Origin of the sequence: Janthinobacterium sp. HH106, from assembly GCF_001758725.1 — a bacterium.
Taxonomy (GTDB): Bacteria; Pseudomonadota; Gammaproteobacteria; order Burkholderiales; family Burkholderiaceae_D; genus Janthinobacterium.
Map to the genome: position 1 here is coordinate 13886 of NZ_LRIC01000045.1, position 21859 is coordinate 35744.

A 21859-nucleotide genomic window follows, 5' to 3' on the forward strand; every position below is an offset into this window, starting at 1 on the left:
TCAGTGTCCCTCATGCTGGTGTTGCGGGGCGGGCTGGGCGGCCGGCTTGGGGCCGGGCTTCTCCATCGGCATCTTGTGGCCGTCCATCTTGTGGCCGTCCATTTTCATCATGCCCATGTGGCCGCCGGCCTTGCCGACTTTCTCGTTGACGGCGCGCCAGGTCTGATCGGGCGTGGCGTCGTCCTCGGCGGCGGGACGGTAGCCGGCAAAGGCGGAGCGGTAGGTGGCGGCCGGCACGGGCGCTTGCGCCTCTTGCGGGGCGGATGGGGGCCGCGATTGCGCGGCGGCGTCCAGCGGCAGCGAGGCAAGCGTAACGCCGGCGGCCAGCGCGAGGCTGAATAATTGCTTCATGGTATTCCTTGAATGACGGGGTATGGCGCGGCGGGCGCGCGACGGGAACGCTGGCGCGGCCAAAGCAACGTGCAGGGACGTGCGACGGCGGCACCGCCAGGTTCAACGGGCGGTCAGGCGGAGCGCGTGCTTCTCGGGGGACGTTCAGGGCCGGAGGGGATATGCCCGGCGAACAGGGAATCGGGCGCCAGCGCCGGGGGTGGCGCGCGCAGGGTCAAGGCGTGCACGGCAGGCATGCCGGGCGGCGCCGTGGCGCCCACCGTGCAGGCGCCATGGTTGCTGCAATCGTGGCCAGGGTGGCCGGCGCCGCCATCGTCCATGGCCATGTGCAGCGGCTGGCCTTGCATCTGCATGTCGGCCATGCCATGGCACTGGGGCGCCTGCATGGCCTCGACAGCGACCGTGACCGCTGCCGCCCGCTCGTCCACGCAGCAGCTGCGCATGGCCGACGCAAAGCCCTGCAAGGGCAAGGTGACGGCAAGCAGCCAGAGCAGCGAGCGGGCGAGAAAGCGGAAAAAGGCACGGTTCATAGCACGACTATAAACCTTCCCACATGAGGAAGGTCAAGTGCCTATTTGATCTCGCCGGCCATGCGTCAGCCAGATGACGTAGACGCCGTAATAGCCCTGCCCTTCCAGGATGAGCTGGCCATCGGCAAAATAGATTTTCTCCACTTTATTGACGGTAAAGTACGCGCGGCCATCGGCCGCCTCCACGTCGCCCAAGCAACGGGCGCGGGGCCGGCAGTAGCCGCTGGCACGTCCGATGGCCCACATCAGGTCGCCGACCATGAAGTGGTCAATCATTTCGGTCAGCAGCGGCCGGTGACCCGCCAGCATGGCCGTGATGTCGGGGTAACCGGCGTCCCTGAGCTCGGGCAAGTCGCTTTCCTCGTACTGCAGATCGTCTTCGCGGCAATCCTGCACGAAACTGTTGAACGGTTCGTCGAGCAGTCCCGCCAGCGCCGCTTCCGGCACGCTCAGGCGGAACGGGTGCAGCGGCAGCACGCTGTGCTGGCCGTAATTGAGTTCGCGGCAGTCGAGCAAGGCCAGCGGGTGGGGCTGATCACCCACCTCGCAGCGGATGCCAAGTTCTTGCTCAAACGTCATCAATATTCACCGTTGCCATGCACATTGTCCCCGTTGTACACCATCAGGGCCATATGGTAAGCGCTGTCGGGCAAACGGGACAGGCTCAGATGCAACAGAAAACAACGGATCAGTTCATCCCGCGCGGCACGCCTGTCAGGCGGGTTCCGTGATGCCCACGCAATTGCGCCCGTTTTCCTTGGCCACGTACAGGGCCGCGTCGGCGGCCAGCAGCACGGCGTCCGTGCTGCGCTCGCCGTGCGACGATGCCACCACGCCCAGCGAGACCGTGATGGCGCCCGCGCCGGGAATCACGGCGGCGGCCACCTTGGCGCGCAGGCGCTCGGCCACCTGCATGGCCACGTCCAGGTCGGCATCGGGCAGCAGCATGATGAACTCGTCGCCGCCATTGCGGCACAGAACGTCGGCATCGCGCGAACAGGCGCGCATCAGCTGCGCCAGGCGCAGGATGACTTCATCGCCCACGGCATGGCCCCATTTATCGTTGACTTGCTTGAAATGGTCGATATCGATGGCGATGACGGAAAACGGCCGCGCCTGCGCCTGCCAGACGTCGAGCGCCGCCGCCATGCCGCGCCGGTTCGACAGGCCCGTCAGCGGGTCCGTCTCCACGTCGGTCTTCAACTTGCCGATCCTGTTCTGCAACAACGCCAGGCCCTTCAACAAGGCTTTCTTGATCTGCGCCGCCTCCACATACCAGGCACGGATGGAGGCGATGTGCTCGCTCGTACCGGGCACATCCATGCGCCGCGCCCCCTCGGCCAGTTGCATCAGGGGCCGCGAAATCAGGCTGGCCAGCCACCAGATGAATGGCAAACTCAGCAAGGCGATCGGCAGGGAATGCCATACGGTATTGGCCATCAGCTGGTTCAGCGGGGCCAGGGTCATGGCCGTGGGACGCTGCGCCACGATGCCCCAGCCCGTCGACGGCATGACGGCGTAGCCGGCCAGCATGTCCACGCCCAGGCTGTTATGCATGCGCCGGTTGCCGCCGCCCCGCTGCGCGATGATGGTGTCGATGACGTCATTGCGGCCGGCCACGTGGCCCAGGCGCTCGGGGTCCGGGTGGTAAAGCAGGCGCCGGTTCTGGTCGACCACGTACAGGTAGGAGCCGTCGCGGTAATAATGCTGGCCCAGCATGGTGTACAGGATGTTTTTCTGTTTCAGGTAGATGCTGCCGCCCACGTAGCCGAGGTAGCGGCCATCCTTGCCAAGGATGGGATGCGAGATGAACACCACCAGATTGCCGACCGAAGATATGTACGGCTGCGTGACCAGCGGGCGCCGTTCGCGCAGCGCCTGCGCGGCGCCGGCCGAGTCGAGCGTGCGGTTTTTCAGGGCCAGGGTTTCCGGCGACACGCCCAGCACCTTGCCCTGGGCATCGACGATGAGCACGGAATTGAAGCTGTTCGTTTGCAGGCGCAGGCGCTGTGCCTCGTCCGTCAGCCATTGCTCGTCGCCCATGCGCGACGGCAGGCTGCCGGCGCTGTAGGCCAGCTGCTGGCGCGCCGACTGCAGGAAATCCTCGGCCGTGCTGGCCAGCTTGCTCGCGTAGGCGTGGTTCGCTTCCAGGGTGGTATCGATCAGCAGCTGGCGCTGCACGCTATAGCTGGCATAGAAGGTGTTGGCCAGGGACACCAGGGCGCTGGCAAAGGCCACGAGCACGATCAAACGGCGCAAGTTCATGCGCGGAACAGGTTTAGTCCACATGGAGTCGGCAGGAAATTGGAAAGTATTGCGCTACAGAAAGGGCGCATTATACCGAGACAGCCGTGCCAATATTGAAATCCTGGCATCGTTGGTCAAAGAATGTGAACAAGCGGCAACGCTGAGCGCTGCCGCCTTGACTTGCATCAAGCGTGGAATCAAGCGTGGATGGCGTGCTTGCGGACCCAGTCCACGTAGCGCTGCATCCAGCCCTGGAAGAAACCGAGGCTGGCCGGGCCGATGCCGCCGTGCTCGTCGAACAGGCCGTCCTTGGCCTGGATAAACATTTCAGGCTGTCCCAGCAGCGGCACGTCCAGGTAGGCGAGCACATTGCGCAAATGCTGCTGCGCCAGGGCCGTACCGGTGGCGCCGACGGACACGCCGAGCACGGCACCGGGCTTGCCGCCCCACACGCTCTGGCCATACGGACGCGAGCCGTGGTCGAGGGCGTTTTTCAGCACGCCGGGGATCGAGCGGTTGTATTCGGGGGTGAGGAAGAGCAAGGCTTGCGATGCGGAAATGTCGGATTTGAGGCGCAGCACCTGCTCGGCCTGCGCGCCATCGTCATCCTGGTTGTACAGCGGCAAATCGCCGATTTCAATGTGCTTGAAGGAAAACTCGGGCGGCGCCAGCTTGATGATGGCGTCGGCCAGCTTGCGGTTGAAGGAATCCTTGCGCAGGCTGCCGACGATGATAGCAACGTTATATTGACTCATAGAAATCCCCGATGATGGTTAAAAAAAAGCCCTGAGGTGCGATGCACGTCAGGGCTATCTTGCCACACAATCATCGGTTTCGCGCTGCCTAGCGTGCGAAACCAGGCACCTGAAAAAATGCTCAGGGCTAGGCGCCTTGCCGAAGACAGTACGAATGTACGGCAAGGCAAGGCAACAACGCCATGGGCGTTTTGGCAGGTGCGCTAACGTGCCAGGCCCCGGTACTCGCGGTAGTAGCGTCCGCCCAGGTTCGTCAATACCTCGTAGCCGATGGTATTGGCCATGGCCGCCACGGCATCGACCGGGTGTTCGGCGCAGATCAGGTCGACCAGGCTGCCCGGCGCGACGCGTTCCTCGGCGATGGCGCTGACGTCCAGGGTGATGGAATCCATCGAGATGGCGCCGATCTGCGGCACTTTCACGCCATCGACAATGGCCAGGCCCTGGTTGCTCATGCTGCGCAGCCAGCCATCGGCGTAGCCGACGGAAACCGTGGCCACCTGGCGCGGCTCGCTGGCCGTGTAGCGGCGGCTGTAGCCCACGTGGTCGCCGGCGGCAATCGTGCGTGTCTGCAACACCTTGCCTTGCAGCCGCACCACGGAGCGCAGCGGATTCGGTTCGCCGCCCTGCGGTCCGATGCCGTACAGGGCCGCGCCGGGGCGCACCAGGTCGAAGTGGTAATCGGGCGACAAGAAGATGCCCGAGGAATTGGCCAGGCTGGCGCGGTACTGCGGCAAACGGGCGCGAATGGCGATGAAACGGGCCAGTTGCTCGCCATTCATCGGGTTGGCGCGCTCGTCGGCGCAAGCCAGGTGGCTCATGACATAGCGCACATTGATGCCGTCGAGAAAGTGCGGGTCCAGCAGCCAGCCGTCGATTTCCTGCGGCGACAAGCCCATGCGCGACATGCCCGTGTCCACCTGCACGATGGCGTCCAGGGTGGTGCCCAGCGCTGCTGCGTGCCGGCGCCAGCCCGCCACCTGCGGCTCGCTGTTGAGCACGGGCGTCAGACCATGGGCCGTGAATTCGCCTTCCGTGTCGACGGGCGGGCCGTGCAGCACGAAGATGGCCGCGTCCGGCGCCACGTGCGGGCGCAGGCTGATGCCCTCTTCCAGGTGGGCCACGAAGAAATGGCGGCACCCTTCTTCATACAGGGCCGCGCCCACTTGCGCGGCGCCCAGGCCATACGCATCGGATTTCACGACGGCCGAGCAGGCGGCCGGGTGCGCCTTGTCGCGCAGCAAGCGGTAGTTGGCGCGCACGGCATCGAGGTCCACCGTCAGGATGGCGCCGCTACGTTCCTTTGGAGGCATGCTTCCCGCCATCTCAGGCTCCCGCGTATTGCAACTTGCCGCCGCGCTGCGCGCCGCTGTAGCGGCTGACGGACAGGTCGTCGGCCAGAATGGCCGGCTTTTTCGACGACATCAGGTCGGCCAGCAATTGCGCCGAACCGCAGGACATGGTCCAGCCCAGGGTACCGTGGCCCGTGTTCAGGAACAGGTTGCGCAGCGGCGTGCGGCCGACGATGGGCGTGCCGTCCGGCGTCATCGGGCGCAAGCCCGTCCAGAACGTCGCCTCGGCCGTGTTGCCGCCGCCGGGGAACAGGTCGTTGACGACCATTTCCAGGGTTTCGCGGCGGCGCGGGTTCAGGTTCAGGTTGTAGCCGGCGATTTCCGCCATGCCGCCCACGCGGATGCGGTCGTCGAAACGCGTCACGGCAATTTTATAGGTTTCATCGAGGATGGTCGACACGGGCGCCTTGGCCGCGTTGACGATGGGCACGGTGATCGAATAGCCCTTCAATGGATACACGGGAATGTCGAGCAGCGGTTTCATGAAGCCCGTCGAGTAGGAACCGAGCGCCACGACATAGGAATCGGCCTTGACGATTTCCGCGCCGCATTGCACGCCGGCGATTTCATCGCCCTGCGTCAGCAATGCATCGATGGAGACGCCATAGCGGAACTTCACGCCCAGCGCCTCGGCCATTTCCGACAGGCGCGTGGTAAACAGCTGGCAATCGCCCGTTTCATCGTTGGGCAGGCGCAGGCCGCCGAACAGCTTGTCCTCGACGGCTTCGAGGGCCGGCTCGGCGCGCGACAACTCGTTGCGCTGCAGCACTTCGTACGGCACGCCCGCGTCTTTCAACACTTCGATATCCTTGGCGGCGTCGTTGTATTGCTTTTCCGTGCGGAACAATTGCATCGTGCCTTGCTGGCGGCCTTCATACGTGATGCCGGCCTCGGCGCGCAGCACCTTGAAGCAGTCGCGGCTGTACTCGGCCAGGCGCACCATGCGTTCCTTGTTCACGGCATACGCTTCCGGTGTGCAATTACGCAACATCTGCCACATCCATTTCAGCTGGGCGGCGCTGCCGTCGAGCGAGATGGCCAGCGGCGCGTGGCGCTGCATCATCCATTTCACGGCTTTCAGGGGAATGCCGGGCGCAGCCCATGGCGAAGCGTAGCCGGGCGAGATTTGCCCCGCATTCGCAAAGCTGGTTTCCAGTGCGGGGCCCGGCTGGCGGTCGATGACGGTCACTTCATGTCCTGCCTTGGCCAGATAGTAAGCACTGGTGACGCCGATGACGCCGCTACCCAGAATCACGATACGCATAGTTTCCTCATTATATTTTTTTAGGCTGACGCCAGATTAACCGCTATCATATTGGGAAAGAGCCAGTATTTGTTCACGTATAAATCGAGATATTCAGCAATAAATCATGAGAATCCTTAAAGAATCGGCACGTGGCCTCGACAAGCTGGACCGCCACATCCTGCGCATCCTGCAGCAGGATGGCCGCATCTCGATGAAAGACCTCGGCGAACAGGTGGGGCTGTCCATCACGCCCTGCATCGAGCGGGTCAAGCGCATGGAACGCGACGGTGTCATCACGGGCTACCACGCCAAGGTGAACCCGGCCGCGCTGGGCGCGAAGCTGCTCGTCTTTGTAGAGATTACTCTCAATCAAAAGTCAGCGTCCGCCTTCGAGCAATTCCGCCGCGAAGTGCTGCAGATTCCCGAAGTGCAGGAATGCCACCTGGTGTCGGGCGACTTCGATTACCTGATCAAGGCGCGCATCCATGAAATGGCCGAATACCGCAAGCTGCTGGGCGACATGCTGCTGCAGCTGCCGGGCGCCGCGCAATCGAAAAGCTATGTGGTGATGGAAGAAATCAAGGAAACCCTGGCACTGTCGACCGACGTGCTGCAGAACCGGTAAAAGTACCGTCAGCCGGCACCGCCGGCATCATTTTTTGCTCCTTTGTATAATTTTGTAGCACATTCGCGGCGACGCAAGCACACTCCCGGCATGACATCACGCCCGTCCCCTCTGAGATTGGAAGCAGTGATGCACACCGGGAGTCCCTATGAACACATTGATCAAACTGGCAGCTTCCTGCCTCGCGGGCCTGGCCGTGGCCATGTGCACCGCCAGTGAATACAAGGTCAACCGCGCGCCCGACAACGGCGCCATCTATCAAAACATCAAGGTCGGCAAGACCACCCGCCTCGACCTCGACGCGGCCCTGGGCAACGCCACCGTCGTCAGCTTCGATCCCGGCTATGAAGTCTGGGTCTACAAGAACCAGCTGCAAGCGCCCAAGGTGACGCGGCTGATCCCCCTGCTGGGCGAAAAAGGCACGCGCGAAGTGGCCGTCATGTTCGACCAGGCGGGTGTCGTGAAGAAATTCCGCATTCACGAGCCGCGCAAGTAGGCGCACAGCGAACGGGCGCCGCCTGCCACGCTGGCTGGCTATACTGGCTGCTGGCTCCCGCCGCCCACCGCTCACCTACCCAGCAAGGAGTTCCCATGCGCCTGCCCCTGATCGCTCCGCAAGACCTGACGCCCGAACAGCAGCCGCTGTACGACGATATGCGCAAAGGCATCACCAGCAATTTCAACGATTTCATCGCCGTGCGCGAAGACGGCGCCCTGATGGGGCCATGGAATCCGTGGCTGCACGAACCGGCCATCGGCAAGGCCATCTGGGAGCTGACCCTGGCCATGACGGCCAACGCCACGCTGCCCGATAACGTGCGCCAGATTGCCATCCTGGTGGTCGGCGCGCGCTACAACGCTGCCTATGAAATCTATGCCCACATCGCTGTCGCAGAGCGCGAAGGCATGTCGGCCGAGCGCCTGGCCACGCTGGTGGCCGACGTCAAGCCCGTCGACCTGGACCAGCATGAGAGCATCGCCTACGACCTGGCCTACGCGCTCAGCGGCGGCGGCACGCTGCCGGAGCCGCTGTACCGCCTGGCGCTGGCCACCTTTGGCCAGCACGGCACCAACGAACTGATCTACCTGGTGGGCCTGTACGCGCTGGTCTCGACCACCTTGAACGGCTTCAACGTGCCGGTGCCGGAACGCGACTGAAGGGCCTGCCCCCTCACTTGCCCCCTGCGATGGGGAACGCCGGCGGATGCGCTCTTGCTCTACACTGGCGTTTTATCCTCTGCAACCTCCATGCAACTACCTGCAAACCTCGCCCACATCTCTGTCGAACAAGACTGGCAACACACGACTGCGTATCCACCGCTCGGCTTCACCCCGTTCGCCGAAGGGGCGCTGGGCAATGGCGATACGTTCGGCCTGTACTGGCCCATCGGCCGCGAAGCGTACGAACCGATCGTCGTCGAAACGTGGCACGACGAGTGGCGATTGCAGCCGCACTTTTCCAGCCTGGCGGCGTTCCTGCAAGCCTACGCCACGGCGGAAGACGAGTACGTCGCCACACCATCGCTGGCCGACGACCCCGCTTCCCCGCGCGCCGCGTTCCTGGAGGCCAAGGAATTGATTGCGCAGCGCAATCCCGCAGCGGCCGTCGCGCTGCTGGAAGCGGCGCTGGCCATCGTTCCCGAATATACGGACGCGCTGGTGCTGCTGCATGGCCAGTACGTGCGCGCGGGAAGAATCGAAGAGGCCGTCAAGGTGGCCATCCAGGCCATCATATCGCCACCATCGTTTGGCGGCCCGCCATTGAAGGCTTTGCAATGGCTGCGCACGCAGCCGGTGCCGGATGGGGAACCAGACCCCATCTGGCGCGCCTGCGGGCAATTGTCGTTCAATTTCGGCGGCAGCAAGGACAATGTCGATTACCCCGTGCTGCTGGCCGCCATCGACACCTATCTGGAGCAAGGCAACTACCTTTCCGCCTCGACCCTGATGCAGACGTATGCCGAACTGATGAGCGCGGAAACCGTCTCGTTCCAGGAACGCTACGAATTTGACCAGACCGCCTTCATCGCGCGGCAAATCGCCGTCAGCGCGCAGCTGCCCAACGGCAGCCGGGACCCAGCGATGATGCTATTCAAAGGTCAGTGACTGGAAGAATCGCTGTCGGGATGCGAGCGACTGCGCGTCATGCTCCTTGTCGGCAATGATGCTCAACATATACGTTCCACCAGGCACACGGAACCACAGTCCATGCATGATCTTTGCGCCATTGCTTTCAGGTAAAGTCCCCTGCGTGATGACGGCATCGGCGCCCTTGAACCTGGTGACATTGGCATTCGGCTTGAAATATGCCTCGTCAAACGTTGCGCCCATGCTCGAACCTGGACCGGACCGTTCAAACACAGCCATGAACGTGGAGCCATGATGATCGGTTCCACGCAGCATGAACGCCGCTTGCCCGCCACTGCCCTTCGTCATATCGGAAAAAGGGCCGGGCATGTCCACTGAAAAACCGCCATCTGCCGAGCGTGCCCGGGTCCAGCCCTGCGCATCGAACGGCGCAGCGATAGGCAGCTGTTTTTTATCCGTATATTCCTTGCGCACCACGGCAATGGCAGGCATGGCCGGGGCGACGGCTTGCACGAAGAAAAAGCGGCGTCCCCCGCCTGCTGTCAGTTTTGTGCCATAAAAGCGCATGCGCTTGCCGACGAGCTGACTGGCGGCGGCCTTACCCCGCACGGGTATTGCGCTTTCGCTTTCTGAAAAACACGCATCGGCGATCAGCATGGCACTGAAGAAACGGGGCGAACGCTCAAGCTCGTATTCAACCTTGGCATTGTCAATGCTGACATGAAGGCGCTCAGGGTCCGAATGCATGCGCACGACATCGACGACATCGCCATCGATCACCCAGTCCGCCCTGTCTGCCGCGTCTTGCGCGGACCGGACGATGGCGGTGCAGTCCTTGCCGGTCTGGGCAAGCGCCGTGTTTGAGAACAGGAAGAAGGCCAGTGCAGTGATGGGAAATAGGTTTTTCAAGCGCGTCTCTTTCGGCTGGGTGATGTCAATATATAAAATCCGCGTGAATATTATCCCAGCACAACTAGAAATGCACTTCATTAATTAACAACAAGAAGGGCCGTGTCCGGACTCAGGCCACGCCATCGGCCAAGCGCTACCGGAACAGCTTGCGATACGCCGACGGCGACGTCTGCAAGCTGGCCCGGAAATGCTGGCGCAGCGACAGGGCCGTGCCGAAGCCGGCTTCTTGCGCCACGACATCGATCGAGGCCGCGCTTTTTTCCAGCAAGCTTTGCGCATGCGCCAGACGCTGGTTCAATAGCCACTGTTTGAACGACGTGCCCGTCGCCTGGCGGAAGTGGCGCGTGAAATTGCGCCGGCTCATGGCGGCCCGCTCGGCCAGCGCGTCGATGCTGTGCGCCTGGCCCAGGCTGGCCGTCACGCAGGCGAGCACCTCGGCAAAGCGTCCTTCGCTGCCGGACACGGGCAGCGGGCGCTCGATGAATTGCGCCTGCCCGCCCTGGCGGTGCGGCGCCACCAGCAGCCGGCGCGCCACCCGGTTGGCCACCTCCGCGCCCGCCAGCTGGCGCAGCAGATACAGGCAGCAATCGAGGCCGGCCGCCACGCCGGCCGACGTCAGCACGGCGCCATCGTCCACGTACAGCACTTCCCGGTCTACCCTGACCCTGGGATAGCGGGCCGCCAGCCGGTCCGCCATGCCCCAGTGCGTGGCGGCGCTCTTGCCATCCAACAAGCCTGCCTGCGCCAGGGGGAACGCGCCCAGGCACAGGCCCACCATGCGCGCGCCGCGCCCGCTGGCCGCCTGCAAGGCCGCGACCAGGGATGGCGCCGCTTCGCGGCAATCGTCGTGCCAGGCCGGCATGATGACGATATCGGCGCCGTCCAATCCTTCCAGTCCGAACTCGGGCGTGATGCCGAAGCCGGCCGCCGTGCGCAAGGGCACGGGATCGGCGGCGCACACGCGCACGTGGAAAGGAGGCAGATCGGCCTCGTCCGTCTGGGCGCCAAACACGAGGCAAGGCACGGACAAGTGGAATGGCGTCATGCCGTCGAAGGCGATCACGGCCACGCTCAAGGGGGAAGAAGCTGGAAAAGTAGGCATGGCCCGATTTTATCGCAGATAGGCCTTCGGGCCACTTTTTGTTTATGCCGTGCGGCTTGAAAATGACTGTATCGGGGAAGTCCTTCCTCTTTCAACCATTCAGGAGTCACGCATGTCCAACACTACCGCACCGCGCCGCGCCCTGCTCGTCATCGACGTGCAAAACGAATACTTCACGGGCGACATGCCCATCGAATATCCGTCCATCGAGATTTCCCTGCCGAACATCGTCACCGCCATGGCCGCCGCCCGCGCCGCCGGCGTGCCCGTCATCGTCGTCCAGCACGATGCGCCGGAAGCTTCTCCCATCTTTGCAAAAGGCAGCGACGGCTGGCAGCTGCATCCGCAAGTGGCAGCGTTTTCCGCCGATCACCGCCTCAACAAGAGCATGGGCAGCGCGTTTGCGGGCACGGACTTGCGCGCCTGGCTGGAGAGCCACGGCATCGACACCCTGACGGTAATCGGCTACATGACGCACAACTGCGACGCGGCCACCATCTACCAGGCCGCGCACGACGGCTTGCAAGTCGAGTTCCTGCAGGACGCCACCGGCACCCTCCCCTACGCCAATGCGGGCGGCACGGCCAGCGCCGAGGAAATCCACCGCGTCTTCAGCACGGTGTTCCACTCGAATTTCGCCGCCGTCGTCAGCACGCAGGACTGGCTCGATGCCGTGCGCGCAGGCAAGCCGCTGGAAAAAGACAATATTTATCTGTCGAACCAGCGCGCACGCAAGGCGCAGGCGAACTGACGCCGACGGGAATGGACGGGTATCATGCGTCCATTCCCAACTTGATGATGAACGATGCGAAAAATAACTGTGCTGGGCTTGACGACTGCTGGTGTTTTCCTGCTGGCCACCGCTGCCCTGATGCTGGCGGGCCTGAACGACAAGCTGGCCCCGGCCGACGTGATCGTCGTGCCCGGCAACACGATCCTGCCCGACGGCACGCCCAGCCCCCGCCTGCAGGCGCGGCTCGACGCGGCGCTCACACAGTTCCAGGAACGCAGGGCGCCGCGCATCCTCGTCAGCGGGGCGACGGGAAAGGAAGGGTTCGACGAGGCCGCGGCTATGGCCCGCTACCTGCTCAAGCGCGGCGTGCCGGCCGGCGCCATCATTGAGGATAATCAAGGCTGGACGACGGACGCCACGGCCCGCAACGCTGCGGCCCTGATGCGCCAACACGGCTGGCACACGGCCATGGTGGCCACGCAATACTTTCACGTGCCCCGCTTCCGGCTGGCGCTGGAGCGCAGCGGCATCACCGTCAGCGGCCACGTGCACGCGCCCTATTTCGAGCTGCGCGACCTGTATTCCGTGCCGCGCGAAACGGTGGGCTATGCCGTGTATTTCATGCGCCATTGATCCTGGCTTATTCCCTGACTCACTCGCTCCAGTCGCGCGAGCGCTCCACCGCGCGCTGCCATTTATGCAAGCGCGTCAGCCGTTCGTCGGCCGCCATCTTCGGCTCGAATCGGCGTCCCACCTGCCATTGGGCGGCGATTTCTTCCTGCGATGCCCAGAAGCCCACGGCCAGACCCGCCAGGTAGGCGGCGCCCAGGGCCGTCGTTTCCGTCACCACGGGGCGCACCACGGGGACATTGAGTATGTCTGCCTGGAACTGCATCAGCATGTCGTTGCGGGCCGCGCCGCCATCCACGCGCAACTCGGATAGCGCAATGCCCGCGTCGTCCTGCATGGCGGACAACACATCGACGTTCTGGTAGGCCACGCCCTCCAATGCGGCGCGCGCGATGTGGGCCTTGCCCGTGCCGCGCGTGATGCCGATCAGGGTGCCCCGTGCATACGGGTCCCAGTACGGTGCGCCGAGCCCCGCGAAGGCGGGCACGAAGACGAGGCCGCCCGAATCGGGCACGCTGGTGGCCAGCGCTTCCACTTCGGACGAGTCGCGGATGATGCCGATGCCGTCGCGCATCCATTGCACGGCCGCGCCCGCGATAAAGGCGCTGCCTTCGAGCAAGTAATCAGTCTTGTCGCTGCCGACGCCCAGGCTCCAGCCCACCGTCGTCAGCAGCCGGTTTTTCGATGGCAGCGGGCGCTTGCCCACGTTCATCAGCATGAAGCAGCCCGTGCCGTAGGTATTCTTCGCCATGCCAGGTTTCAAACAGGCCTGGCCGAACGTGGCGGCCTGCTGGTCGCCCGCGATGCCGGCGATCGGCACGGACACGCCCAACAGCGCCGCGTGCGTATGCGCGGCCACGCCGCTCGAGGGCACGACGTCGGGCAGCAGGGAGGCGGGAATGTCCAGCAGCGCCAGCAGGTCCGTGTCCCACTGCAAAGTATGAATGTTGAACAGCATGGTGCGCGCCGCGTTGCTCGTGTCCGTCAAGTGGGCGCCGCTCATCTTGTAGATCAGCCAGCTGTCGACGGTGCCGAAAGCCAGCTCGCCCCGTTCGGCGCGGGCGCGGGCGCCGGGAACGTTGTCAAGCAGCCATTTCAATTTAGTTGCGGAAAAATAGGCGTCCAGCACGAGGCCCGTTTTTTGCTGGATCACGTCCGCCTTGCCCTGCTCCACCAGCAGCTCGCAGAACGCGGCATTGCGGCGGTCTTGCCAGACGATGGCGTTGGCGACGGGTTCGCCCGTGGCGCGGTCCCACAGCACCGTCGTTTCGCGCTGGTTGGTCACGCCGATGGCGGCCACGTCGCTTGCCGCCACGCCGCTGTCGCGCAGCACCTGCTGCAGCACGCCCTCTTGCGAGGCCCAGATGTCGCCCGCGTCATGCTCGACCCAGCCGGGCTGGGGGAAAATCTGGCGAAATTCGCGCTGCGCGCTGGCGTGCGGCCGGCCCGCATGGTCGAACAGGATGGCGCGCGAACTGGTGGTGCCCTGGTCTAAAGCAAGTATGTATTTGGTCATGGTCGCTACTACGGCTATACAGTGAAAAAAGGGCACGGACATGCGCCCGTGCCCCGGGAAAGCGGCGGCAGAAGTCTACACGACTACCTTACCTTGCCCTCTTTCCAAGCCTGCAATAATTTATCGTAGGCAATTGTTTCACCCTTCGGCTTTTCATTCGCCAGCTTTTTCCATGGCGCGTGCTGGTCCGACAGATACTGGTTCGGATCGACCTTGGGATTGAGCTTGGGCGCGCACGCCTTCATGCCGGCCCGCTGCAGGCGCGCCATGACCTGGTCCATTTCCTCGGCCAGGTTATCCATGGCGGCCTGCGGCGTTTTTTCCGCCGTAATGGCCGTGGCCACGTTCTTCCACCACAACTGCGCCAGCTTCGGATAGTCGGGTACGTTGTTGCCGGTCGGCGTCCACGCCACGCGGGCGGGGCTGCGGTAGAACTCGATCAAGCCGCCGTACTCGTTCGCGTGCTTCGTAAAATAATCGTGGCGGATGTCGGAATCGCGGATAAAGGTCAGGCCGACGATGGATTTCTTCAGCGACACAGTTTTCGACGTGACGAATTGCGCGTACAGCCAGGCGGCGGCCTTGCGGTCATCGGGCGTGGACTTGAACAGGAACCAGGAACCGACGTCCTGATAGCCGTTCTGCATGCCCTCTTTCCAGTACGGGCCGTGCGGCGACGGCGCCATGCGCCATTTCGGCGTGCCGTCCTTGTTGACGACCGGCAAGCCCGGTTTCGTCATGCCGGCCGTAAATGCCGTGTACCAGAAGATTTGCTGGGCGATCTCGCCCTGGGCCGGCACGGGGCCCGATTCCGAGAAATTCATGCCGTTTGCCTGCGGCGGCGCGTATTTCTTCATCCAGTCGATATATTTCGTCAGCGCAAACACGGCCGCCGGCGAATTGGTGGCGCCGCCGCGCGACATCGACGCGCCCACGGGCGTGCACTTGTCGGCCGCCACCTTGATGCCCCACTCGTCGACCGGCATGCCGTTCGGAATGCCCTTGTCGGCCGCCCCAGCCATCGACAGCCACGCATCGGTGAAGCGCCAGCCCAGGGACGGATCTTTCTTGCCGTAATCCATGTGGCCATAGACTTTCTTGCCGTCCAGTTCCTTCACGTCATTGGTGAAGAAATCGGCGATGTCTTCATAGGCGGACCAGTTCTGCGGCACGCCCAGTTCGTAGCCATACTTGGCCTTGAACTTGGCCTGCAAATCCTTGCGCGCGAACCAGTCGGCGCGGAACCAGTACAGGTTGGCGAATTGCTGGTCGGGCAGCTGGTACACCTTGCCGTCCGGCGCCGTGGTAAAGCTGATGCCGATGAAATCTTTCAGGTCCAGGCCCGGATTCGTGAATTCCTTGCCCTTGGCGGCCATGTAGTCGGACAGCGGTTCCACGGCGCCATAGCGGTAATGCGTGCCGATCAGGTCGGAATCGGAAATCCAGCCGTCATAGATGCTCTTGCCCGACTGCATCGACGTTTGCAGCTTTTCCACCACGTCGCCTTCCTGGATGATGTCGTGGCGCACCTTGATGCCCGTGATTTCCTCGAAGGCCTTGGCCAGGGTCTTCGATTCGTAGACGTGGGTGTCGATGGTTTCCGAGACCACGGAAATTTCCTTGATGCCCTTGGCTTTGAGCTTGGCCGCCGCATCGATGAACCATTTCATTTCAGCAAGCTGTTGCTGCTTGCTCAGGCTGGATGGCTGGAATTCCTTGTCGATCCAGGTTTGCGCCTGCTTGGCGTCGGCCAGGGCCGCGTTCGACACGAGCATGGCCGCAGCCGCGAAGACCGTGAACTTCAATTTCATCGTGAATCTCCTTTTATTTTATTGCCGGCCGCCTGCTGACGGTCCGGCCTCCATCAACACCGGCAAGCCGGTCATCCCCAACGCATTACCACTAATAAAATGACAAAACTGATGGCGGCGCCTATCGCCTGCTGCATTTCCGTGAACCCCGCCCAGGCCAGATTCACGTAGGCCGCCGTGAGCAAGCCGATGAACAGGCGGTCGCCGCGCGTCGTCGGCATGGGCAAAAAGCCCTTGCGTTCGATGCTGGGCGAGCGGATTTGCCACACCGTCATGCCAGCCAGCATCAAGCCGATGCAGATAAAGAAGATGGCCACTTCCGGCGTCCACGCCATCCAGCCGAACAGGCTGGCTGTGCTATCGGTATTATTTTCCATATCACACCCTCCCCATCGCGAAACCCTTGGCAATGTAATGCCGCACGAACCAGATCACCAGCGCGCCGGGCACGATGGTCAGCACGCCGGCCGCCGCCAGCACGCCCCAGTCCATGCCGGCCGCCGACACCGTGCGAGTCATGGTGGCGGCAATGGGCTTGGCATTGACGGAGGTCAAGGTGCGCGCCAACAGCAGTTCCACCCAGCTGAACATGAAGCAGAAGAACGCCGTCACGCCCACGCCCGACTTGATCATCGGCAAGAAGATGCGGATGAAGAAACGGGGAAAGCTGTAGCCGTCGATATACGCCGTTTCGTCGATTTCCTTCGGCACGCCGGACATGAAACCTTCCAAAATCCACACGGCCAGCGGCACGTTGAACACCATGTGCGCCAGCGCCACGGCCAGATGCGTATCCATCAGGCCCACCGTCGAGTACAGCTGGAAGAAGGGCACGAGGAAGACGGCGGGCGGCGTCATGCGGTTGGTCAAGAGCCAGAAGAACAAATGCTTGTCGCCGACAAAGTTATAGCGGGAAAAAGCGTAGGCTGCCGGCAAGGCGACGGTGACGGACATGACCATATTCAAGGCCACGTAAATCATGGAATTGATGTAGCCGCTGTACCAGGAACGGTCGGTAAAAATCGTGTGGTAGTTGGCGAACGTCCATTGCTGCGGCCACAGGCTCAGCACGCCCACGATTTCCTCGTTGGTCTTGAGCGACATATTGAGCATCCAGTAGATGGGCAACAGCGAGCCCAGCAAAAAGACGATCAGGATGGTGCTGCTCATTTTCTTGTGCATCATTTCTGGTCTCCCGTGCCGACTCTCTGCATCCACGTGTACAGCACAAAGCAGAACAGCAGGATGATGAGGAAATAGATCAGTGAGAAGGCCGAGGCCGGCCCCAGGTCGAACTGGCCCACGGCCTTTTGCGTCAGGTATTGCGACAGGAACGTGGTGGCATTGCCCGGTCCGCCGCCCGTCAGCACGAACGGTTCCGTGTAGATCATGAAACTGTCCATGAAGCGCAGCAAGACGGCGATCATCAGCACATTGCGCAATTTCGGCAGCTGGATGTAGCGGAACACGGCCAGGCGCGAGGCGCCGTCGATGCGTGCCGCCTGGTAATACGCGTCAGGAATGGCGCGCAAACCCGCATAGCACAGCAGCACGACCAATGGCGTCCAGTGCCAGATATCCATCACCATCACCGTCAGCCAGGCGTCGAGCGAATTGCCGTTGTAGTTGTAGTCGAATCCCAGCTGATTCAGGGTATAGCCCATCAGGCCGATGTCGCCGCGGCCGAAGATTTGCCAGATGGTGCCCACCACGTTCCAGGGAATGAGCAAGGGCAGCGCGATCAGCACCAGCGCCAGCGATGCCTTCCAGCCATCGGCCGGCATGCACAGGGCAATCAAGATGCCGAGCGGAATCTGGATGGCCAGCACGGAGCCGGAAAACAGCAGCTGGCGCAGCAAGGCGCTGTGCAGGTCGCCGTCGAGCATGACCATGCGGAACCACTCGGTGCCCACGAAGACCTTTTGCGTGGGACTCAGAATATCCTGCACGGAATAATTGACCACCGTCATCAATGGCAGGATGGCGGAAAAGGCCACGCACAGCAGCACGGGCAGGATCAGCAGCCAGGCGCGGCGGTTGTTATCGGTTTTACCGTTATGTATCATCAGGCCACCCGCTTATCGTTGACATAGAAAAGGGTGCGTTGCGGCGGAAAATGCAGCCGCACAGCATCACCGGCGACGGCATCGATGGCGCGCAGCTTGGCCGCCACCGTCGCGCCGCCCAGCTGGAATTCCGCCAGGTAATGCGTACCCATGTTGCGCACGGCCGTCACCGTGGCGTGCAGGCAATGATCGCTACCCGCACCGCCCTCACCCGCCTTCAGGCATGCGACGAATTCCGGCCGCACGCCCAGCGTGATTTTCCCCTGCGCGCCAGCCAGGGCCGCGCGGGCGGAGGCGGACACGGCCAGCGCCTGCCCCGCCACGCGCACGCCGCCATCGTCCAGGGTGCAATCGAGCAAGTTCATGCCCGGGTTGCCGATGAAATAGCCGACGAACGTGTGCTCCGGTTCCTCGAACAGCGCCTGCGCGCTGCCCGTCTGCACCACTTCGCCCTGCGTCATGACGACCACCTGGTCGGCAAAGGTCAAAGCTTCCACCTGGTCGTGTGTGACGTAGATCAACGACAATTTGAGTTCGTGATGAATTTCCTTGAGTTTCCTGCGCAGCAGCCATTTCAAATGCGGATCGATCACCGTCAGCGGTTCGTCGAACAGCACGGCCGCCACGTCGGGACGCACGAGGCCCCGTCCCAGCGAAATCTTTTGCTTGGCGTCCACGGACAAGCCGCTGGCGCGCAGTTTCAAGTCGCCCGTCAGCTCCAGCATCTGCGCCACCTGCTGCACGCGCTTTTTCACCTCGCTCTCTTTCCAGCCGCGATTACGCAGCGGGAACGCCAGGTTGTCGTGCACGGTCATGGTGTCGTAGATGACGGGAAACTGGAACACTTGCGCGATATTGCGTGCTTCCGTGGGCAGCTGCGTGACGTCCTTGCCGTCGAACAGCACCTTGCCATGCGACGGTTTCACGAGGCCGGAGATGATATTGAGCAAGGTCGTCTTGCCGCAGCCGGACGGCCCCAGCAAGGCATAGGCGCCGCCGTCATGCCACTCCATGCTCATGGGCCGCAGCGCATAGTCGGCGGGTGCCGCCGGATTCGGTTTGTAGGCGTGGGCCAGGTCCACCAGTTCGATGCGCGCCATGTCACACCCCTCCCTGCACAGGAGCGAACAATAGCCCGCCATCGTCGGCGAAGATCAGCAAGGCATGCGGCTGGCAATACACGGTGCAGGCGCTGCCGATCTCCAGGTTGTGCACGCCGCCGAGCTGGGCCACCAGCGCCAGCTCGCCGCGGCGCGCATGCACATAGGTTTCCGAGCCGCTGATTTCCGCCAAGTCCACCGTAGCTGCGATGGCCACATCGCCTTCGGACTGGGGAGACAGATGCAGGCTGTGCGCGCGCACGCCGAGGATCACGTCGCGCCGCTCGCCGAGGCGGGCGCGCTGTGCGCCGCTCAGGTGGATGGCCAGGCCGTCGGCCGCCTGCGCCACGCCATCGGCGCTCACGCGGGCGGAAATCAGGTTGATCGGCGGGTCGCTGAAGGTACGCGCCACATCGATGGAATTGGGGGCGTTGAAGACGTCCAGGGTCGGTCCCTGCTGCAGCAGCCGTCCCTCGTGCAGCACGGCCACGTGGCCGCCCAGTTGCAGCGCTTCCAGCGGTTCCGTGGTGGCATACACGACCGTCGTGCTGCCGCTGGAAAACAGTTCCGTCAATTCGCGGCGCAATTCCTCGCGCAGTTTGTAGTCGAGGTTGACCAGGGGCTCGTCGAGCAGCAGCAACGATGCGTCCTTGATCAGCGCGCGCCCCAGCGCCGTGCGTTGCTGCTGCCCGCCCGACAATTCTCCGGGCGTGCGCTGCAGGTAGGGCGTGATGTGCAGGCGCTCGGCCAGCGCCAGCACTTTCGCGCGGATCTGCTCTTCGGGCACCTTGCGCAAACGCAAGGGCGAAGCGATATTGTCGTAGACGGTGAAGGCCGGATAGTTGATGAATTGCTGGTACACCATGGCCAGGTTACGTTTGCTGACGGGCACGCCCGTCACGTCGACGCCGTCGGCCGTGACGGTGCCCCCGCTGGGCTTGTCCAGCCCCGCCATCACGCGCATCAGGGTCGTCTTGCCGGCACGCGTGGTGCCCAGCAAGACGTTGATGGCGCCCGGCACCAATGCCAGCGACATCGGATATAAAAAATCGTCAGCCCCCTGCTTCCTGCTGATCTTGTCCAGTACCAGTTGCACGCGCTTCTCCTCCAGTGATGGTTTCTTATTCTTCGCCGCGCCCTCTGCGGGGTGCGGTCGCCAACGTGTGCTGCCTACGACGACAACGGGTGCTGCAACAGCCAGGCGTCGAGCGTGTCCGCCGTTTCGCGCGGCAGGTGCAGGCCCAGCTTGGAGCGCCGCCACAGCATGTCGGCCGCGCTGACGGCCCATTCGTGGCGCCGCAAATAGTCCACTTCCGCCGCGTACAGGCCGGCGGCGACTTCCTCGCCCATGGCCGCCACATCCGTCCGCCCGGCGAGCAGCACGTGGATGCGCGTGCCGTAGGCGCGTGCATAGCGCGCCACCAGCGCCGCCGGAAGCCACGCATAGTCGCGCTGCAAGCCTTGCACGAACTGGCCGAACTCGCGCACGGACCGGTTCTGCGGCGTACTGCCGAACACATCGCCGCCGGGCAGGCAGGCGTTGGCCGTCCAGGCCGGCCGCGCACTGCCCGGCACCGGCGCCAACAACGGCGCGAGCACATCGAGCGCTTCCTCGGCCAGCTTGCGGAACGTGGTGATCTTGCCGCCGAAAATACTGAGCAGCGGCGCGCCTTCCCGGTCCAGCTCGAAGCGGTAATCGCGCGTGACGGCCTTGGCATCGGCCGCCGCGTCTTCCACCAGCGGGCGCACGCCGGCATACGTCCACACCACGTCGGCCGGCACAATGGGCTTGCTGAAATAGTAACTGGAAAGCTCGCACAAGTAACGAATTTCCTCGTCGTCGATTTCCACCTTGCCGCTGTCGCCGTGGTAGTCGAGATCGGTGGTGCCGATCAGGGTGAAATCGTGCTCATACGGAATGGCAAACACGATGCGCCCGTCCGGATGCTGGAAGATGTAGGCGTGATCGTGCTCGAACAGGCGCTTGACGACGATGTGGCTGCCCTTGATCAGGCGCAAATGCCGGCCCTGTCCGCCGGGCGCCGCCTGCTGCAGAAATTCGGCCGTCCACGGCCCGGCCGCATTGACGACGCTGCGCGCACGCACGGACAGCTCACGTCCGTCGCCTTGCAGCAGGGTCGCCAGCCAGCAAGCGTCCGCACCCGCGCCGTCGCGCCGCAAGGCCGTGCAGCGCGTCTGCGTGAGGATGGTCGCGCCCTTGTCCGCCGCGTCGATGGCGTTCAGGACCACCAGGCGCGCATCGTCGACCCAGCCGTCGGAATACACGAAGCCCCGCTTGAATTCGGGTTTTAACGGTTTGCCGGCCGCGTGGCGCGTCAGGTCGATGCCCTGCGAGCCAGGCAGGATTTCCCGCTTGGCCAGCATGTCGTACAGAAACAGGCCGGCGCGTATCAGCCAGGCGGGGCGCTGGCCCTGGGCGTGCGGCATGACGAAGCGCAAGGGCCACATGATGTGCGGCGCCGAGCGCAGCAGCACTTCGCGCTCGATCAGCGCCTTGCGCACGAGGCCGAATTCATAGTATTCGAGGTAGCGCAGGCCGCCGTGTATCAGCTTGGTGGAGGCCGACGAGGTGTGGGCAGCGAGGTCATCCTTTTCGCACAGCACCACGGACAAGCCCCGTCCGGCCGCGTCGCGCGCGATGCCGGCGCCATTGATGCCGCCGCCCACCACCAGCACGTCGCATGCCATCGTTGTCTCCACACCTTGCTGTGCTGCCGCCATCGGGACTCCGTGTCTGTCAGGGAAAGGCCGGCGAGGAAAGACTAGGCATCGCC

23 protein-coding genes are annotated in these 21859 nt (G+C 63.4%); 6 read left to right on the forward strand and 17 right to left on the reverse strand.

Features of this window, described 5'->3' with window-relative positions:
- The 7 genes from JAB8_RS16865 to JAB8_RS16895 all read right to left on the reverse strand — a co-directional run bounded on the left by JAB8_RS16865 (position 1) and on the right by JAB8_RS16895 (position 6499).
- Complete coding sequence (locus JAB8_RS16865) at positions 1-351, reverse strand: hypothetical protein (protein ID WP_070222177.1); 351 nt, start codon at positions 349-351, stop codon at positions 1-3.
- 113 nt (positions 352-464) lie between these two features.
- Entirely contained in the window at positions 465-881 is a 417-nt protein-coding gene (locus JAB8_RS16870; protein ID WP_070222179.1) for a hypothetical protein, read from the reverse strand.
- A gap of 33 nt (positions 882-914) precedes the next feature.
- Positions 915-1460: a hypothetical protein gene (locus JAB8_RS16875; protein ID WP_070290687.1), complete on the reverse strand. Its 546-nt coding sequence runs from the start codon at positions 1458-1460 to the stop codon at positions 915-917.
- 135 nt (positions 1461-1595) lie between these two features.
- Positions 1596-3170: a sensor domain-containing diguanylate cyclase gene (locus JAB8_RS16880; RefSeq protein ID WP_070222183.1), complete on the reverse strand. Its 1575-nt coding sequence runs from the start codon at positions 3168-3170 to the stop codon at positions 1596-1598.
- Between the two features lie 155 nt (positions 3171-3325).
- Positions 3326-3883 (reverse strand): NAD(P)H-dependent oxidoreductase, encoded by a 558-nt coding sequence (locus JAB8_RS16885; RefSeq protein ID WP_070222187.1) that lies wholly within the window; start codon positions 3881-3883, stop codon positions 3326-3328.
- 203 nt (positions 3884-4086) lie between these two features.
- Positions 4087-5196: an alanine racemase gene (alr, locus tag JAB8_RS16890; RefSeq protein WP_227742002.1), complete on the reverse strand. Its 1110-nt coding sequence runs from the start codon at positions 5194-5196 to the stop codon at positions 4087-4089.
- 13 nt (positions 5197-5209) lie between these two features.
- Positions 5210-6499 (reverse strand): D-amino acid dehydrogenase, encoded by a 1290-nt coding sequence (locus tag JAB8_RS16895; RefSeq protein ID WP_070290688.1) that lies wholly within the window; start codon positions 6497-6499, stop codon positions 5210-5212.
- Positions 6500-6605: 106 nt separating this feature from the next.
- On the opposite strand from JAB8_RS16895, the gene JAB8_RS16900 reads away from it, so the two are divergent.
- From JAB8_RS16900 to JAB8_RS16915, 4 genes are all read left to right on the forward strand, one after another.
- The gene (locus tag JAB8_RS16900) at positions 6606-7106 is read left to right on the forward strand and encodes an Lrp/AsnC ligand binding domain-containing protein (RefSeq protein WP_070222192.1); all 501 of its coding nucleotides are present in this window, start codon (positions 6606-6608) and stop codon (positions 7104-7106) included.
- A 148-nt stretch (positions 7107-7254) separates the two neighbouring features.
- Positions 7255-7602 carry a hypothetical protein gene (locus tag JAB8_RS16905; protein WP_070222194.1) on the forward strand — a complete coding sequence of 116 codons (348 nt, stop codon included), beginning with the start codon at positions 7255-7257 and terminating at the stop codon, positions 7600-7602.
- 95 nt (positions 7603-7697) lie between these two features.
- Complete coding sequence (locus tag JAB8_RS16910) at positions 7698-8264, forward strand: carboxymuconolactone decarboxylase family protein (protein WP_070290689.1); 567 nt, start codon at positions 7698-7700, stop codon at positions 8262-8264.
- 90 nt (positions 8265-8354) lie between these two features.
- Positions 8355-9212 carry a tetratricopeptide repeat protein gene (locus JAB8_RS16915; RefSeq protein WP_070290690.1) on the forward strand — a complete coding sequence of 286 codons (858 nt, stop codon included), beginning with the start codon at positions 8355-8357 and terminating at the stop codon, positions 9210-9212.
- On the opposite strand, the gene JAB8_RS16920 is transcribed toward JAB8_RS16915, so the two are convergent.
- Together JAB8_RS16920 and JAB8_RS16925 are read right to left on the reverse strand one after the other, a co-directional pair.
- A complete protein-coding gene (locus tag JAB8_RS16920) occupies positions 9195-10103 on the reverse strand; it encodes a hypothetical protein (RefSeq protein ID WP_070290691.1) in 909 nt (302 codons plus the stop codon). The two genes, JAB8_RS16915 and JAB8_RS16920, sit on opposite strands and share 18 nt — an antisense overlap.
- Positions 10104-10239: 136 nt before the next feature.
- Positions 10240-11208, reverse strand: a complete 969-nt coding sequence (locus JAB8_RS16925; protein ID WP_070290692.1) for a helix-turn-helix domain-containing protein — start codon at positions 11206-11208, stop codon at positions 10240-10242.
- A 112-nt stretch (positions 11209-11320) separates the two neighbouring features.
- Here JAB8_RS16925 and JAB8_RS16930 point away from each other — a divergent pair, with 112 nt between their 5' ends.
- Both JAB8_RS16930 and JAB8_RS16935 read left to right on the forward strand, forming a co-directional pair.
- Entirely contained in the window at positions 11321-11959 is a 639-nt protein-coding gene (locus JAB8_RS16930; RefSeq protein ID WP_070290693.1) for a cysteine hydrolase family protein, read from the forward strand.
- Between the two features lie 54 nt (positions 11960-12013).
- Positions 12014-12574 (forward strand): YdcF family protein, encoded by a 561-nt coding sequence (locus JAB8_RS16935; RefSeq protein WP_070290694.1) that lies wholly within the window; start codon positions 12014-12016, stop codon positions 12572-12574.
- A gap of 19 nt (positions 12575-12593) precedes the next feature.
- On the opposite strand, the gene glpK is transcribed toward JAB8_RS16935, so the two are convergent.
- From glpK to glpD, 8 genes are all read right to left on the reverse strand, one after another.
- A complete protein-coding gene (gene glpK, locus JAB8_RS16940; protein WP_070290695.1) occupies positions 12594-14087 on the reverse strand; it encodes a glycerol kinase GlpK in 1494 nt (497 codons plus the stop codon).
- Positions 14088-14170: 83 nt separating this feature from the next.
- A complete protein-coding gene (locus JAB8_RS16945) occupies positions 14171-15898 on the reverse strand; it encodes an extracellular solute-binding protein (RefSeq protein WP_034779106.1) in 1728 nt (575 codons plus the stop codon).
- Positions 15899-15969: 71 nt separating this feature from the next.
- Positions 15970-16275: a DUF2160 domain-containing protein gene (locus JAB8_RS16950; RefSeq protein WP_254679535.1), complete on the reverse strand. Its 306-nt coding sequence runs from the start codon at positions 16273-16275 to the stop codon at positions 15970-15972.
- 1 nt (position 16276) lies between these two features.
- Positions 16277-17080 (reverse strand): carbohydrate ABC transporter permease, encoded by an 804-nt coding sequence (locus JAB8_RS16955; protein WP_175444707.1) that lies wholly within the window; start codon positions 17078-17080, stop codon positions 16277-16279.
- On the reverse strand, positions 17080-17964 hold the full coding sequence (locus tag JAB8_RS16960) for a sugar ABC transporter permease (RefSeq protein WP_034754965.1): 885 nt from the start codon (positions 17962-17964) through the stop codon (positions 17080-17082). Before JAB8_RS16960 ends, JAB8_RS16955 begins: the two co-directional genes overlap by 1 nt.
- The gene (locus tag JAB8_RS16965; protein ID WP_070290696.1) at positions 17964-19064 is read right to left on the reverse strand and encodes an ABC transporter ATP-binding protein; all 1101 of its coding nucleotides are present in this window, start codon (positions 19062-19064) and stop codon (positions 17964-17966) included. The genes JAB8_RS16960 and JAB8_RS16965 overlap by 1 nt, the downstream gene beginning before the upstream one ends.
- Position 19065: 1 nt before the next feature.
- Complete coding sequence (locus tag JAB8_RS16970) at positions 19066-20160, reverse strand: ABC transporter ATP-binding protein (protein WP_070290697.1); 1095 nt, start codon at positions 20158-20160, stop codon at positions 19066-19068.
- A 74-nt stretch (positions 20161-20234) separates the two neighbouring features.
- Entirely contained in the window at positions 20235-21773 is a 1539-nt protein-coding gene (gene glpD / locus JAB8_RS16975; protein ID WP_175445209.1) for a glycerol-3-phosphate dehydrogenase, read from the reverse strand.
- Positions 21774-21859: the final 86 nt, after the last annotated feature.

Coding starts and splice junctions, on each gene's coding strand:
- JAB8_RS16865 (WP_070222177.1), bottom strand. CDS start 351: ATGAAGCAATTATTCAGCCTCGCGCTGGCCGCCGGCGTTACGCTTGCC.
- JAB8_RS16870 (WP_070222179.1), bottom strand. CDS start 881: ATGAACCGTGCCTTTTTCCGCTTTCTCGCCCGCTCGCTGCTCTGGCTG.
- JAB8_RS16875 (WP_070290687.1), bottom strand. CDS start 1,460: ATGACGTTTGAGCAAGAACTTGGCATCCGCTGCGAGGTGGGTGATCAG.
- JAB8_RS16880 (WP_070222183.1), bottom strand. CDS start 3,170: ATGTGGACTAAACCTGTTCCGCGCATGAACTTGCGCCGTTTGATCGTG.
- JAB8_RS16885 (WP_070222187.1), bottom strand. CDS start 3,883: ATGAGTCAATATAACGTTGCTATCATCGTCGGCAGCCTGCGCAAGGAT.
- alr (WP_227742002.1), bottom strand. CDS start 5,196: ATGCCTCCAAAGGAACGTAGCGGCGCCATCCTGACGGTGGACCTCGAT.
- JAB8_RS16895 (WP_070290688.1), bottom strand. CDS start 6,499: ATGCGTATCGTGATTCTGGGTAGCGGCGTCATCGGCGTCACCAGTGCT.
- JAB8_RS16900 (WP_070222192.1), top strand. CDS start 6,606: ATGAGAATCCTTAAAGAATCGGCACGTGGCCTCGACAAGCTGGACCGC.
- JAB8_RS16905 (WP_070222194.1), top strand. CDS start 7,255: ATGAACACATTGATCAAACTGGCAGCTTCCTGCCTCGCGGGCCTGGCC.
- JAB8_RS16910 (WP_070290689.1), top strand. CDS start 7,698: ATGCGCCTGCCCCTGATCGCTCCGCAAGACCTGACGCCCGAACAGCAG.
- JAB8_RS16915 (WP_070290690.1), top strand. CDS start 8,355: ATGCAACTACCTGCAAACCTCGCCCACATCTCTGTCGAACAAGACTGG.
- JAB8_RS16925 (WP_070290692.1), bottom strand. CDS start 11,208: ATGCCTACTTTTCCAGCTTCTTCCCCCTTGAGCGTGGCCGTGATCGCC.
- JAB8_RS16930 (WP_070290693.1), top strand. CDS start 11,321: ATGTCCAACACTACCGCACCGCGCCGCGCCCTGCTCGTCATCGACGTG.
- JAB8_RS16935 (WP_070290694.1), top strand. CDS start 12,014: ATGCGAAAAATAACTGTGCTGGGCTTGACGACTGCTGGTGTTTTCCTG.
- glpK (WP_070290695.1), bottom strand. CDS start 14,087: ATGACCAAATACATACTTGCTTTAGACCAGGGCACCACCAGTTCGCGC.
- JAB8_RS16945 (WP_034779106.1), bottom strand. CDS start 15,898: ATGAAATTGAAGTTCACGGTCTTCGCGGCTGCGGCCATGCTCGTGTCG.
- JAB8_RS16950 (WP_254679535.1), bottom strand. CDS start 16,275: ATGGAAAATAATACCGATAGCACAGCCAGCCTGTTCGGCTGGATGGCG.
- JAB8_RS16955 (WP_175444707.1), bottom strand. CDS start 17,080: ATGCACAAGAAAATGAGCAGCACCATCCTGATCGTCTTTTTGCTGGGC.
- JAB8_RS16960 (WP_034754965.1), bottom strand. CDS start 17,964: ATGATACATAACGGTAAAACCGATAACAACCGCCGCGCCTGGCTGCTG.
- JAB8_RS16965 (WP_070290696.1), bottom strand. CDS start 19,064: ATGGCGCGCATCGAACTGGTGGACCTGGCCCACGCCTACAAACCGAAT.
- glpD (WP_175445209.1), bottom strand. CDS start 21,773: ATGGCATGCGACGTGCTGGTGGTGGGCGGCGGCATCAATGGCGCCGGC.